We start from the raw sequence: 14122 nt of genomic DNA on the forward strand, positions 1-14122 counted from the left end.
CGCCGATATCTCCTTCGAAGCATTGATCATCTCTCCCGGAAAGGCCCGACCATGCGGTCCGCGCTAGCACGTCTCGCACACATCACCACGAGCAGGGCCACGGCCTGGGTGGTCCTGGTGATCGCCGTCATCCTCACCGGTGCGGTGATGGTCGTCGGATCGTCGCTCGGGTCCACCAGCTCGGCGCCCGACCCGCTGCCGGCGGACGCCGAGTCGGCTCGGGTGGCGGAGCTGCAGCAGAGCTTTCCGGGCGGAGACGTGCTGCCCGCGGTCGCGGTGGTCGAGCGTCCGGGTGGCCTGAGCGCGGACGACCGGGCGTGGGTCGCCGAGGTGTCGCGGCGCTGGGCCGAGATCACCGGGAACAAGGTCTCGCCGCCGATCCCGGCGACGGACGGCGAGGCCCTGATCGTCGGCATCGACGTCGATGCCGATGTGACCGGGCTCGATCTCACCGCGCTGGTCGGCGACCTGCGCGAGACGGTCGACGAGGACCGGCCCGACGGTCTCACGGTCCAGCTCACCGGCGGTGCCGCCTTCGCCGCCGACATCTCCTCGGCGTTCGAGGGTGCTGACCTGCGGCTGCTTCTCGTCACGGCGGCGGTCGTCGCCCTGCTGCTGATCCTGACCTACCGCTCGCCGGTGCTGTGGCTCGTGCCCCTGGTCGTCGTCGCGGTGGCCGATCGCACGGCCGCGGTGGTGACCCAGATCGTCGCCGACTGGACGGGTAGCGGTCTCGACGGCTCGACGTCGGGGATCACCAGTGTGCTGGTCTTCGGCGCCGGCACGAACTACGCGCTGCTGCTGGTCTCGCGCTACCGCGAGGAGCTCCGGCGGCACGCGCATCACCGCGATGCCCTCGCCGCCGCGGTGCGTGGTTCCGGCGAGGCGATCGTGGCCAGCAACCTCACCGTCGTGCTCGCGCTGCTGGTGCTCGTGCTCAGCGTCGCTCCCAACAGCCGGTCGCTGGGGATCTCGGCGGCCATCGGCCTCTTGGTGGCGCTGCTGTTCGCGCTCTTCGCCCTGCCCGCCGCGCTGTCGTTGTTCGGTCGCGGCCTGTTCTGGCCGTTCGTTCCCCGCGACGGTGACGACAAGGCATCACGCGACGGCGTCTGGTTCCGGATCGCCCGCGTCGTCGTGAGCCGCCCGGGCGTGGTTCTGGCCGTGGCCGCGGTGATCCTCGGCGTACTCGCGTCCGGCCTCCTGGGCGTCAAGGTCGGGCTGTCGCAGACGGACCAGTTCCGTGTCCAGGCCGAGTCCGTCGACGGTCTGGAGACACTCTCGAAGCACTTCCCGCCCGGTTCCTCCGATCCGGTGACGATCGTGGTCGGAGCCGACGAGGCCGACGCCGTGCTTGCGCAGATCAACAGGATCGAAGGGGTCGACAGCGCGCGCCCGTCGGGCGAGAGCGGTGACCTGGTGAAGATCACCGCGACGCTCGACGCCGCGCCGGCCACCCCGGAGAGCATCGAGACGATCGAGACGATGCGCAGCGAGCTGGCCGGGTCCGGAGCGCTCGTCGGCGGCAGCGTGGCCAAGGACCTCGACAGCCGCAACGGCGCGGAGCGTGATCTCGAGGTGATCGTGCCGTTGATCCTGCTGGTGGTGCTGCTGGTGCTCTTCGCGGTGCTGCGGTCGATCGTGACGCCGTTGGTGCTCGTCACCATCAGCGTGATCGCCACGCTGGCGGCTCTCGGCCTGGGCGCCTGGATGAGCACTCACGTCTTCGGGTTCCCCGCGCTCGACGTGAGCACCCCGATCTACGCCTTCCTGTTCCTGGTGGCGCTCGGCATCGACTACACGGTGTTCCTCGTCCTGCGTGCCCGGGAGGAGGCTGCCGAGCACGACACCGTCGATGCGATGGTGATGGCGGTCGGGCTGACCGGTGGGGTCATCACCAGCGCCGGCATCGTGCTGGCCTCGGTGTTCGCGGTGCTCGGCGTGCTGCCCCTGATCACGCTGACCCAGGTGGGGCTGATCGTGGGCCTCGGCATCCTGCTCGACACGTTCCTGGTCCGCACCGTGGTCGTACCGGCCGTCTTCGCGCTGGTCGGCGACCGGATCTGGTGGCCGGCGGCGATCGCCCGCCGGCGCACCGAGGAGGCGTCGGTCAGTAGCCCGCGGTGAGCACGCGGTCCGCCTCGCGGCCGGCGGTGGCGTTGAGGACTCCGGCGCGAGAGCCCGCGAGCTTGGCGGCGATGTGCTCGTCGACGGTGACGTCGCGGTAGAGGCGGGGATGCTCGTCGTCGACGAACGCCGGCAGCGGGCCGATCGTCGCCTCGGCGTCGCCGTCGAAGAAGTACGCAGCCGACCGGCGTCGCTGGATGGTGCCGTCGACGATCGGCGGCTTGACCCGGTGCAGGGTCGAGAGCCACTGCTCGTTGGTCAGCCTGGTGGTGAGGTCGCCGAGGTTGATCAGCAGCGCCCCCTCGGCCGGGCTGACGTCGTGCCACTCGCCGCCGTGGAGGACCTGGAGGCCCCTGACCCGGTCGGCCCACAGGATCGTGACGATGCCGTAGTCGGTGTGCTCGCCCATCCCGATCATGTCCTCGTCGACCTCGACCCGGGTGCCCTCGGGCAGGGCGTAGTTGTTCATCCGCAGGACCTCGATCGGGTGCGTCGCGAGACGAGAGATGGTGTCGCGCTCCAGGCCGAGCGCGTCCTCGAAGATGGTGACCATGGTGCGCGCGACCCGGGCGGCCTCGGAACGCCAGGCGTCGATGCGGCCCTGGAAGTCCGGGACCGCCGGCCAGGTGTTCTCCGCGTAGTGCGCCTCGACGAGGTCGGCACCGGGGTGGTCGGAGACCGAGGAGCCGACGTTGAACGCCTCGAAGAAGTCCTTCATCCGGGTCTCGGACTGCACGCCGGCGCTGAGCGCGAGCGCCTCGGACTTCGGCGGGGTGTAGCCGCGGTTCTCGGCGGCCGGGCGGCGCCACCGGCTCTTCTCCGCCGGCGTCAGCGCGAAGAAGTCGTCCATGGCCGAGGCCAGCCCGTCGGCCAGCGCCGGCGCGACGCCGTGGCCGAGGATCTGGATGAAGCCCACCTCGCGGCAGGCGGTGTCGATCGCGGCCGCGACGGCCGCCTTCTCCTCGGGCGTTCCGCCCTGGACGTACGCAGCGATGTCGACGGCGGGGACGTGGAATTTGCTCACGGGTGCTCTCCTTGCAGGGGCAGACGGTTGGTCGTGCCCGGAGGTGTCCGCTTTCCCGGCCTGGAGGCCTTGCTGTCCGTTGAACTCGGGCCCCACCACCGTAGAGCGTCGAGGTTTCCGCGCTATTTCGGGCCGAGGTGCTCGCCGAAGAAGGCGAAGATGCGTCGCCAGGCATCCTCGGCCTCGGGTTCGGAGTAGTTGAAGCCGACCACCCGCTCCAGCGTGGGCGCCGGGGTGGGGAAGCCCCAGTCGTTCATGAAGCTGTGCCCGACCTCGGGGTACTCCTTGACGTCGCGGGGCACGTCGCCCTTGGCGAGCGCCGCCTCGACCTTGGCCGCGGCGTTGGGCAGGAGAACGTCATTGGCGCCGTAGGTCGCGACCATCGGGCACGAGGAGCTCAGCGCGGACAGGCTCCGCGGCAGCACGCCGTAGTTGGGTGCGGCGGCGTCGAAGATTCCGCGCGGGGCCAGCAGGAGCGTGAAGCCGCCGCCCATGCAGAAGCCGACGATGCCGACCTTGCCGGTGCAGCGAGGATCGGCGACGAGGTGGTCGCGCGCCGCGATGATGTCGTCGACCGCGGTGCCCTTGCCGGTCACCAGCGACCTCATCGCGCTGACGACGCACCCGACCTTCGGGCCGCGATGGTAGAGCGCCGGTGTCAGCGCCAGGTAGCCGTTGGCGGCGATCCGGTCGCCGATCCGCTGGATGTCCGTGGTCATGCCCATGATGTCCTGGACGACCACCACCCCGGGCCAGGGGCCGTCGCCTTCGGGCACCGACAGATAGCCACGCGTCATCCCTGCGGGGGCCGCATAGTCGATCATCGACATCTCATCACCTCGGGCGCCCATCCTTGCAGGTCGAGCGCCCGAGGTGCGATCAATCCACCTTGGACGGGTGCTTGGCCAGCGGGGTGATCTGGACGGCAAGGCGTACGTGGCAGAGCATCAGCCGCGAACCGGGTCGAGGACGAAGCCGTGGTCTCGGGCGCCCTACGGTCAAACGCCGGCTTTCCTGGGTCGTTTCGGGTCACTTTGTTCGAAACGACAACAAAATAGCTCTCAATGTTAGTGTCGCTTCATGACGAGCCAGACCACGGAGCATCTGCGTCGGCGAAATCTCTCCCGGGTGCTGACTGTGCTCCATGAGGGGGGTGCGCGGTCGCGGGCCGAGCTGACCCGGGAGGTCGGGCTCAGCCGGTCCACGATGGCCGGGGTCGTCGCCGACCTGGTCAAGCTGGGGTTGGTCACGGAGTCGACGCCGACGGCGCTCAGCGGTGGCGCGGGCCGGCCCAGCGGGGTGGTCAGGCTCGCCGAGGACGTTGTCGCGGTCGCGGTCAACCCCGAGGTCGACGCGGTGCACGTCGGCCTGGTCGGGCTGGGCGGGCGAGTCGTCAAGCACGTGCGCATCGAGACCCCCGACACCGAGGTGGCGACCGTCGTCGGCCTGGCCGCGGCCACGGTCAGGGGCATGCTCGCCGGCGACCCGGCGCGGGTGCTCGGCCTCGGCCTCGCGATCCCCGGTCAGGTCCGCCTCGACGACGGCGTCGTGCGGCAGGCCACCCATCTCGGCTGGAGCGAGGTGCCCATCGTCGACGAGGTTGCCAAGGCCACCGGAGTGCGGTCCTGGGCGGCCAATGCGGCCACTCTCGCGATGCGTGCCGAGAGTCGCTTCGGTGCCGGGAAAGGCGTCGCTGACCTGGTCTATCTGATCGGCGGAGCGAGCGGTGTCGGTGGCGGTGCGGTGATGGCTGGACAGCTGCTGACCGGCGCCGCGGGCTACGCCGGCGAGTTCGGCCACACCGTCGTGCGACCGGGCGGGAAACAGTGCCACTGCGGCGCCGCCGGCTGCCTCGAGGCCGAGGTCGACCAGGCGACCCTGCTCGCTGCCGTCGGCCTCGACGACGCCGATGCCGGACGCCTCGGCGAGCGGCTCGGCGAGCGTCTGGCTGACGACCCGGACCGCTCGCTCGCCGCCCTGGTCGAGGAGAAGGCGGGCCTGCTCGCGGTCGCGGTGCGCAACGCCGTCAACGTCCTCAACCCACGGGCGGTCGTGCTCTCCGGTTTCCTTGCCGCGCTGCACGACGCCGCGCCTGTCGACCTCGTCGGCGACGCGGTCGCCGCCATACGTGAGGGCGTCGAGGTGTGGGACGCGGCCCTGGGGGAGGAGCAGCTGATGATCGGGGCCGCCGAGCTGGTCTGGTCCGAGCTGCTCGCCGACCCGGCCGGCTTCCTGGCCGCGACCTGAGGCGGCCGGCGCCTCTGCGGGCGACGTACAAACCTCCGGAATCTCCCAAGATTCTGGAGGTTTGTGGCTTGCGCCACATTCACCGCTCCATTATGTTCATGTCGAGAACAAATGCTGGCGGTGCACCGAGGCACGCCAGAGGAGGAGGTACGCCATGCGCAGCACCAGACTTGTGCTCGGTGCGGCCGTGCTGGCCGGGACGCTGATCATGAGCGCCTGCGGCAGCTCGGGCGGCAGCACGAGCAGCGACGTCGACACCACGGTGGACGGCAAGGGCCACACGCTCACCCTGTGGCACTACGAGAACGACACCAGCGCGATGGGTGTGGCCTGGAAGGCCGCGATCGAGGAGTTCGAGAAGGAGACCGGCGCGAAGGTCGAGTTCGAGGCCAAGTCCTTCGAGCAGATCCGCACCACGGCCAGCCAGGTGCTCAACTCCGACAAGGCGCCCGACGTCATGGAGTACAACAAGGGCAACGCCACCGCCGGCCTGCTCGCCAGCCAGGGGCTGCTGACCAACCTCGACGGCGCCGTCAAGGCCTACAAGTGGGACGACAAGCTCGCCCCGAGCCTGCAGACCACCACGAGGTACGACAGCAAGGGCGTCATGGGCTCGGGCGGCTACTACGGCATCCCGAACTACGGCGAGTACGTCGAGTTCTACTACAACGAGGACCTCTTCAAGAAGAACGGCGTGAAGGTGCCGACCACCTTCGAGGAGCTCGAGCAGGCGATGGCCGCGTTCGAGGCCAAGGGCATCACGCCGTTGGCCGAGTCGGCCGCGGAATACCCGCTCGGCCAGCTCTGGTATCAGCTCGCCCTGATGAAGGCCGACCGTGACTGGGTCGACGCCTACCAGACCTACACCGACAAGGTCGACTTCTCCGGCCCCGAGATCAGTTACGCCACCGAGACCATCAAGGACTGGACGGCGAAGGGCTACATCTCCAAGAGCGCCACCGGTCTCAAGGCCGAGGACGCCGGGGTCAACTTCATCAACGGCAAGGCGCCGATGTTCTTCTCCGGCAGCTGGTGGTACGGCCGGTTCGTCGAGGAGGCGAAGTTCGACTGGAGCACCGGGCTCTTCCCCGGCGCGAAGATGTCGCCCGGCTCCTCCGGCAACCTGTGGGTCGTGCCGACCAAGGCGAAGGAGAAGGACCTCGCCTACAAGTTCATCGACATCACCATGAGCCCGAAGATCCAGAACCTGATGGGCAACCACGGCGGCGTGCCGGTGGCCTCCGACCCCGAGGCGATCACCGACGAGAAGAGCAAGCAGCTCATCGCCAACTTCAACACCCTGACCGACCAGGACGGGCTGGCCTTCTACCCGGACTGGCCGTCCCCGACGTTCTACGACGAGCTCAACGCGGGTCTGCAAGAGCTGCTCAACGGCACCAAGGACCCGGACGAGGTCGACAAGGAGCTCGGCGGGCTCTACCAGGACGGCGTCGACAGCATCACCGGCGGATCCTGACCGGTGAGCACCACGAAGGTCCAGCAGCCGGCGGGCTACTGGTGGTATCTCCTGCCGGGGCTGCTGCTGGTGACAGCGATCGTGATCGTCCCGTTGGGCATGAACATCTACTACAGCTTCACCTCCTACCGCGGCATCCTCCCGCCGCAGTGGATCGGGCTGGAGAACTGGCAGCAGCTCTTCGCCGACGCCAAGTTCTGGACGTCGTTCCGCAACAGCATCGCCATGATCGTGGCGATGGTCGTGGTGCCGACGCTGCTGGGCCTGCTCATCGCCTCGGTGCTGTTCGACCTGGTCGGGAAGCGGTTCGGCGGGAGGGTGGCCAGCTTTCTGCGGGCCACCTACTACATCCCGCAGATCATCCCGATCGTCGTCGCGGCCATCGTCATCGGCTGGATCGCGCGACCCGATGACGGCGCCCTCAACTCGGTCCTGGGCGCCGTCGGCCTCGACGGCGCCAAGCAGAACTGGCTCGGCGACCCGACCTGGGCGCTGCCCACGATCATGGCGGTGCTGATCTGGGTGCAGATCGGCTATCCGGTGGTGGTCTTCATGGCGGCGCTCGCGCGGGTCGACCCCGAGCTCTACGAGGCGGCCGAGCTCGACGGGGCCAACTGGTGGCATCGCTTCCGTGCGATCACGGTCGCGGTGATCCGTCCGGAGATCTTCGTGGTCGCCCTGACCTGCACGATCGCGGCGCTGAAGGTCTTCGCTCCGGTCTACGCGCTGACCCGCGGCGGTCCGGGCACCTCCACGACCGTGCCGAGCTACTACGCCTACAGCGAGTTCTTCCAGCGTACGCAAGTGGGCTATGGCGCCACGATCGCGACCGCGCTGACCGTGGTGATCGTCGCCGTGGCCATGGTCTTCCTGGTCGCCCAGCGCCGCGTCGAACAGGCCGAGGAGGCCCGATGAGCATGTCGAGAAAGCGCCGGCCGCTGGACTGGTTGCTGCTGGGCGTCGCCGTGCTCGGGGCGCTGGTCGTGGTGGCCCCGCTGCTGCTGATCCTGCTCAACTCGTTCAAGTCGCCCGACGACTACAACCAGGGTGGTCCGCTGCAGCTGCCGTCGCATCTCTACTTCGACGGCCTGGCCAGGTTCTGGGAGGCCTCCGACTTCCCCGTGAAGCTGTGGAACAGCATCTTCATCTCCGCGATGGTGTCGGTGCTCGGGGTGCTGGTCTCGCTCTTCAACGCCTACGCCCTCGGCATCGGCCGGGCGCGGGGCCGGCTGCCGCTGCTGGTGGTCTTCCTGCTGGCCAACATGCTGCCGCAGGAGGCGCTCCTCTACCCGCTCTACAACATGTCGAAGGCGGTCGGGCTCTACGACAGCCAGTGGTCGGTGATCATCATCTTCACCGTCATCCAGAGCGCGTTCGGCACCTACCTGCTCACCAGCGTCTACAGCGGGTTCCCTCGCGAGCTGCTGGAGGCGGCCGCGATGGACGGCGCCGGCCGGTGGCGCGCGCTGTGGCAGGTGGTCGTCCCGGTCTCGTGGCAGACGCTGTCGGTGCTGCTGATCTTCTTCTTCATCTGGACCTGGAACGAGTTCCTGATCCCGACGACCTTCCTGGTCAGCAACGACAAGCAGACGGTGCCGCTCGCGGTGGCCGCGCTCCAGGGCGAGAAGCTGATGGACGTCACCACCACGAGCGCCTCGGCCCTGCTCGGCCTGATCCCCACCCTCGTCTTCTTCCTCATCTTCCAGCGCACGCTCACCCGCGGTGTCACCGCAGGTGCGGTCAAGTGAGAAAGGCTCGCTCGTGAAGTTCACCGATGGTTTCTGGCGCACCCTGCCCGGGGTGGAGATGCTCTACGCCAAGGAGGCCTACGACATCGACGCGACCGAGGACCGGCTGGTCGTCACCGCGCCGACCAAGGTCATCGAGTCCCGTGGCGACACGCTCAACCGGCCGACGCTGACGGTCACCCTCAGCTCACCGCTGGAGGGGATCATCGGCGTACGCATCGAGCACCTGCGCGGAGCCCGCAAGCCTCGCGGGTTCGACCTGCTCGGCGCCGAGGAGGGTGTGGCGGAGGTCAGCACCAGCGAGGCGGGCGGGGTGCTGCGCAGCGGTCCGCTGCAGGCCACCGTCACCGCCGGGGCGCCCTGGGACCTCCGGTTCGAGGCAGACGGCAAGGTGCTGACCCGCAGCGGCGAGCGCTCGGTCGGCTATGCCGTCACCGCAGGGGAGACGTACGTCCACGAGCAGCTGGCCCTCGGCGTCGGCGAGCTCGTCTACGGGCTCGGTGAGCGGTTCGGCCCGTTGGTCAAGAACGGGCAGGCCGTGGACGTGTGGAACGCCGACGGCGGCACCTCCAGCGACCAGGCGTACAAGAATGTGCCGTTCTACCTCACCAACCGCGGCTACGGGGTGCTGGTCAACCACTCCGGGAAGGTCTCGTTCGAGGTCGGCAGCGAGTCGGTCGAGGAGGTGCAGTTCTCGGTGCCGGGCGAGAGCCTGGACTACTTCATCATCTACGGCCCGACGCCGGAGGAGATCCTCGAGCGCTACACCGCGCTCGTCGGGCGGCCGGCGAAGGTCCCGGCGTGGAGCTACGGCCTGTGGCTCTCCACCAGCTTCACCACCGACTACGACGAGGACACCGTCACCGGGTTCCTGGACGCGATGGCGAAGCGCCGGCTGCCGCTGTCGGTCTTCCACTTCGACTGCTTCTGGATGCGCGAGTTCAACTGGTGCGACTTCGAGTGGGACCCGCGTACGTTCCCCGACCCCGAGGGCATGCTCGACCGGCTCCATGCCGAGCGTGACCTGCGGGTGTGCGTCTGGATCAACCCCTACATCGGGCAGCGCTCGCCGCTCTTCGACGAGGCCGCCGAGCTGGGCTACCTGCTGCGGAGGGAGAACGGCGAGGTCTGGCAGTGGGACAGGTGGCAGGCCGGGATGGGCCTGGTGGACTTCACCAACCCCGATGCCACCAGGTGGTTCCAGTCGAAGCTGCGCCGGCTCGTCGAGCAGGGTGTCGACTGCTTCAAGACCGACTTCGGCGAGCGCATCCCGACTGATGTCGTCTACCACGACGGCTCCGATCCCGTGCAGATGCACAACTGGTACACCCAGCTCTACAACCAGGCCGTCCACGACGTCCTGGTCGAGCAGCGCGGCGAAGGGGAGGCGGTGCTCTTCGCCCGCTCCGCCACCGTCGGTGGCCAGCGGCTGCCGGTGCACTGGGGCGGCGACTCGACCTCGACCTACGAGTCGATGGCCGAGACGCTGCGCGGCGGGCTCTCTCTGGCGATGAGCGGGTTCGGCTTCTGGAGCCATGACATCGGCGGGTTCGAGGGCACGCCGGACGCCGGGGTGTTCAAGCGCTGGACCGCGTTCGGGTTGCTCTCCAGCCACTCGCGGCTGCACGGCAGCGGCTCGTACCGGGTGCCGTGGACCTTCGACGAGGACCCGGTGACCGGCGCGGTCGACGAGTCGCCGCAGAGCGCGGTCGCAGTGACCCGACGGTTCACCGAGCTCAAGCTCTCCCTGATGCCCTACCTGTACGCCGCCGGCCTGACCGCGAGCGCGCGGGGTGTCCCGATGATGCGACCGCTGGCCCTGGCCTTCCCCGACGATCCGGGGGCTGCGTACGTCGACCGGGAGTACCTGCTCGGTCCGGACCTCCTCGTCGCGCCGGTGTTCTCGCCCGACGGCTCCGTCGACCTCTACCTGCCACCGGGCCGGTGGACCGACTGGTGGACCGGCCGGGTGGTCGAGGGTGGTGGCTGGCGCCGCGAGCAGCACGACTTCGACACCCTCCCGCTCTACGTACGCTCCGGGGCGGTCGTGCCGGTCGGCGCCCGCACCGACCGGCCCGACTACGACTACCTCGACGGCCTCGAGCTGCGGGTCTTCCCCGGGCTCGAGGCCGGTGAGCGGCGCGTGGTCGAGGTGGTCACCCCGGACGAGGCCTCGGCGACGTACGACGTGGTGATGGGGGCCGACGGGCAGCCTGAGGTGACGACCAGCGCGACCGCTCCGTGGCGGGTGGAGACGGTGGGGGAGTAGTCAGTCCACCTTGGAGGGGTGCTTGGCCAGCGGGATGACCTGGACGTCCATGTAGGGGAACAGCGGCAGGTCGGAGAGGATCTGGTGCAGCTCGTCGTGGGACTCGACGTCGAAGACCGAGAAGTTGGCGTACTCCCCGGCGATCCGCCACAGGTGGGGCCACTTCCCGGCGCGCTGGAGCTCCTGGGCGTAGGCCTTCTCGCGGGCGATCGTGTCGTCGCGGACGTCCGGATCCAGGTCGTGCGGGATCCGGACGTCCATGCGTACGTGGTAGAGCATCAGCCGCGAACCGGGTCGAGCACGAAGCCGTAGTCGACGTTGACGGAGCCGTCCTCGTTGGCGACGGGCGCGAGCACCAGCTCGGGCTTGACCGCCGAGGCGATGTCGTCGTCGTTGTGCTCGTCACCGGGGAAGTAGAGCTGGGCGGTGAGGAGCTCGTGGCCCGGGGCCGACACCTTGACGTGCAGGTGCGCCGGACGCCAGGCGTGCCAGCCGGCGGCGGCGATGAGCTTGCCGCAGGAGCCGTCGGTCGGGATCTGGTAGGGCGCCGGCTGGATCGTGTGGATCTCGAAGGCGCCGTCGGCCCCGACGGTGAAGCTGCCGCGCAGGTTCCACTCCGGGATGCCGGGAGCGAACTGTGAGTAGAAGCCGTCGGCGTCGGCGTGCCACAGCTCGACCTTGGCGCCGTCGAGCGGGGTGCCGTCGGTGGAGGTGATCGTGCCGGTCCAGGTCAGCGGGGTGCCGGCCTCGCCCTCGCGCATCGGGATGGTGCCGTTCGCACCCTGCTCCGGAGCGGCGGGGACGTAGTAGGGGCCCTCGATGGTGCCCTTGTTGCCCTCGCGGTGCTCGGTGGCGACCTTCTCGATCTCGTGCTCGACCCAGACGTCGAGGAAGAGCGGCCACTCGCCGTCCTTGCCGACCTGGATCAGCCACGCCTTCAGCGCGTTGTACTCGTCGTAGCTGACCTTCTCCTCGCGGATCGTGTCGTACACGGCCTCGAGCACGCGCTTGGCGAGCCGATCGACGCGCTCCGGCGGGGTGTCCTTCACGGCCTCGAAGGGCGACTTGTCGGCCGCGAACCGCTCGGTGGCGGAGGCGCCCGAGGCGGCCGCGGTGGCGGCCTCGGCGGACTCGAGGGTCTGGTCGGTGGTCATGGGTGTGTCCTCTCGTGTTGCGGTGTGGGGTCTGGTGTTCAGTTGTCGGTGCGGTAGTGATCGAGCTTCTCGGCATCGATCTCGACCCCGAGGCCGGCACCAGGACGTACGGCGAGCTCGCCGTCGCGGATCTCGAGCGGCTCGGTGAGCAGGTCATCGGCCATGTCGAGGAAGTTGGAGAGCTCACCGGCCCGGCGGGAAGTGAGCCGGTGGGCCGCGCCGAAGGCGACCGAGCAGGCGCTGCCGAGCTGGCCGTCGATCTGGTTGCCCATCACGACCTCCAGCCCGAGGCCCTCGGCGAGATGGAGCACCTGCTGCGACCCGGTGAAGCCGGTGCGCGCGGTCTTGATGCTGATCGCGGTCGCGGAGCCACCGAGCACCTCGCGGGTCACGTCGGCGGCCGTCGGGACCGACTCGTCGGCGATGAACGGCACGTCCAGCTGGCTGACCAGCCAGCGGCGCCCGAGCACGTCGTCGGCCGGGTTGAGCTCCTCGGCGAAGAGCAGGTCCAGGTCGGCCATCTGCTTCATCGCGCGGGCGGACTCAGCCGCGGTCCAGCCGCGGTTGCCGTCGACGTACAGCTCGATCTCGGTGCCGAACCGCTCGCGCAGGGCACGGACGACGGCGGTGTCGAGCTCGATGGGGGAGCGGCCGACCTTCACCTTGAACGTCGAGATCCCGTACGTCTCCCGCATCCGCTCCGCCTCGGCGACCATCGCCTCGGGCCCGTCGAAGCCGAGCATGTGCGAGACCCGCATCCGGTCGGTGAAGGCACCGAGCAGGTCGACGACCCGCAGGTCGAGGGTCTTGCCGAGGGCGTCCCACATCGCCATGTCGACGGCGGCCTTGGCGGTCGGGTTGCCGACGGTGCGCTCCATCAGGACGCGGGCGGTCTCCCGCTCGAGCAGCGTGAGCCCGGCGAGCTGCGGGGCGAAGAGCTGGTCGATGACGGCGATGATCCCGTCCTGGGTCTCGCCGTAGGTGAACGGTCGCGGCGGTGCCTCGGCGATGCCCACGACACCGTCGTCGGTGTGGACCCGGACGAGCACGTGCTGGGCGGTGTGGACCTCGCCGGAGGCGAAGCGCAGCGGCTTGCGGTAGGGGATGGCGAACGGGATCGCCTCGACCTTGGTGATCTTCATGACCGGGGAGCTTCCAGACGGGGTGCGGTGAACAGGTCTGCGGCCTCGAGGATCTCGATGACGGCGTCGACGACGGGGTTGTCGTCGTCGGTGCGGTAGGCGAGCGCGAGCTCGACGCTGCCCGCGTCGAGCAGGTCGCGGAAGACCACGCCCTCCAGCGGAAGAGCCCGGACCGACGCGGGGACGATCGCGACGCCGAGGCCGGCGGCGACCAGCGCCAGCAGGACCGCGGTGCTCGGCGCCTCGTGCTCGCGGCGCGGCACGAACCCGGCCTCGCGGCAGCTGCGCAGGACGGCCTCGTTGACCGCCGAGTCGCGGGCGCTGTAGGCGATGAACGGCTCGGTGCGCAGATCGGCCATCGCCACGACCGGCTCGACCGCGAGCCGGTGGTCGACGGGGATGGCGAGCGCGAGCGGCTCGACCTCGAGGGTGCGCAGGGTCAGCCCCTCGCCGACGGCCGGCGGCCGCAGCACGCCGAGGTCGAGCGCCCCGCTCTGCAGCCGCTCGCACTGGGCCGGCGTGAGCAGGTCGGCGTGGATCTCCAGCGCCACCTCGGGCAGCTCGCGCTTGACTACCCGGGCGATGCCGGGCAGGTGCGAGAAGGACGCGGTGCCGGTCAGGCCGAGGCGGACCAGGCCGTGGCGGCCGGCCCCGATGCGGCGTACGCCTCGGACGCTGTCGTCGATGGCGGCCAGCACCCGCGCGGCCTCGGTGCGCAGGAACTCGCCGGCCGGGGTGAGGGAGACCTGGCGGGTCGTCCGGGTGAACAGGGTGACATCGAGCTCGGACTCGAGCTGGCGGATCGCCTGGGAGAGCGCCGGCTGGGCGATGTGCAGCTGCGCCGCGGCCTGGCCGAAGTGGCAGGTCTCGGCGACGGCGGCGAAGTACCGCAGGTGGCGTAGCTCCATGAAGCGCTCCTCAGAAGGTGGTGACGACC

General features: G+C 69.6%; 12 protein-coding genes. 6 read left to right on the forward strand and 6 right to left on the reverse strand.

Annotated features, from left to right (window positions below; all coding sequences use genetic code 11):
• Positions 1-51 precede the first annotated feature (51 nt).
• A complete protein-coding gene (locus tag ACIA03_RS19075; protein WP_396985331.1) occupies positions 52-2124 on the forward strand; it encodes an MMPL family transporter in 2073 nt (690 codons plus the stop codon).
• Here ACIA03_RS19075 and ACIA03_RS19080 read toward each other — a convergent pair.
• Together ACIA03_RS19080 and ACIA03_RS19085 are read right to left on the reverse strand one after the other, a co-directional pair.
• The gene (locus ACIA03_RS19080) at positions 2108-3148 is read right to left on the reverse strand and encodes an isopenicillin N synthase family dioxygenase (RefSeq protein WP_396985333.1); all 1041 of its coding nucleotides are present in this window, start codon (positions 3146-3148) and stop codon (positions 2108-2110) included. The two genes, ACIA03_RS19075 and ACIA03_RS19080, sit on opposite strands and share 17 nt — an antisense overlap.
• 122 nt (positions 3149-3270) lie before the next feature.
• On the reverse strand, positions 3271-3978 hold the full coding sequence (locus ACIA03_RS19085) for a dienelactone hydrolase family protein (RefSeq protein WP_396985335.1): 708 nt from the start codon (positions 3976-3978) through the stop codon (positions 3271-3273).
• 250 nt (positions 3979-4228) lie between these two features.
• On the opposite strand from ACIA03_RS19085, the gene ACIA03_RS19090 reads away from it, so the two are divergent.
• The 5 genes from ACIA03_RS19090 to yicI all read left to right on the forward strand — a co-directional run bounded on the left by ACIA03_RS19090 (position 4229) and on the right by yicI (position 10889).
• A complete protein-coding gene (locus ACIA03_RS19090; RefSeq protein WP_396985337.1) occupies positions 4229-5395 on the forward strand; it encodes an ROK family protein in 1167 nt (388 codons plus the stop codon).
• A gap of 154 nt (positions 5396-5549) precedes the next feature.
• Positions 5550-6872, forward strand: coding sequence for an ABC transporter substrate-binding protein (locus ACIA03_RS19095; RefSeq protein WP_396985339.1), 1323 nt, complete (start codon positions 5550-5552; stop codon positions 6870-6872).
• A gap of 3 nt (positions 6873-6875) precedes the next feature.
• Positions 6876-7787, forward strand: coding sequence for a carbohydrate ABC transporter permease (locus ACIA03_RS19100; protein WP_396985341.1), 912 nt, complete (start codon positions 6876-6878; stop codon positions 7785-7787).
• Positions 7784-8620, forward strand: a complete 837-nt coding sequence (locus ACIA03_RS19105; RefSeq protein ID WP_396985344.1) for a carbohydrate ABC transporter permease — start codon at positions 7784-7786, stop codon at positions 8618-8620. Before ACIA03_RS19100 ends, ACIA03_RS19105 begins: the two co-directional genes overlap by 4 nt.
• 13 nt (positions 8621-8633) lie before the next feature.
• Positions 8634-10889 carry an alpha-xylosidase gene (yicI, locus tag ACIA03_RS19110; RefSeq protein ID WP_396985346.1) on the forward strand — a complete coding sequence of 752 codons (2256 nt, stop codon included), beginning with the start codon at positions 8634-8636 and terminating at the stop codon, positions 10887-10889.
• On the opposite strand, the gene catC is transcribed toward yicI, so the two are convergent.
• The 4 genes from catC to ACIA03_RS19130 are packed head-to-tail and all read right to left on the reverse strand — an operon-like array spanning position 10890 to position 14093.
• Entirely contained in the window at positions 10890-11168 is a 279-nt protein-coding gene (gene catC / locus ACIA03_RS19115) for a muconolactone Delta-isomerase (RefSeq protein ID WP_396985348.1), read from the reverse strand.
• Positions 11168-12043 carry a catechol 1,2-dioxygenase gene (gene catA, locus ACIA03_RS19120; RefSeq protein ID WP_396985350.1) on the reverse strand — a complete coding sequence of 292 codons (876 nt, stop codon included), beginning with the start codon at positions 12041-12043 and terminating at the stop codon, positions 11168-11170. Before catA ends, catC begins: the two co-directional genes overlap by 1 nt.
• Before the next feature lie 38 nt (positions 12044-12081).
• Positions 12082-13185 carry a mandelate racemase/muconate lactonizing enzyme family protein gene (locus ACIA03_RS19125; protein ID WP_396985352.1) on the reverse strand — a complete coding sequence of 368 codons (1104 nt, stop codon included), beginning with the start codon at positions 13183-13185 and terminating at the stop codon, positions 12082-12084.
• Positions 13182-14093, reverse strand: a complete 912-nt coding sequence (locus ACIA03_RS19130; RefSeq protein ID WP_141795387.1) for a LysR substrate-binding domain-containing protein — start codon at positions 14091-14093, stop codon at positions 13182-13184. The genes ACIA03_RS19125 and ACIA03_RS19130 overlap by 4 nt, the downstream gene beginning before the upstream one ends.
• Between the last annotated feature and the right edge of the window lie 29 nt (positions 14094-14122).

It is taken from the genome of Nocardioides sp. NPDC051685 (genome assembly GCF_044453405.1).
Classification (GTDB): domain Bacteria; phylum Actinomycetota; class Actinomycetes; order Propionibacteriales; family Nocardioidaceae; genus Nocardioides.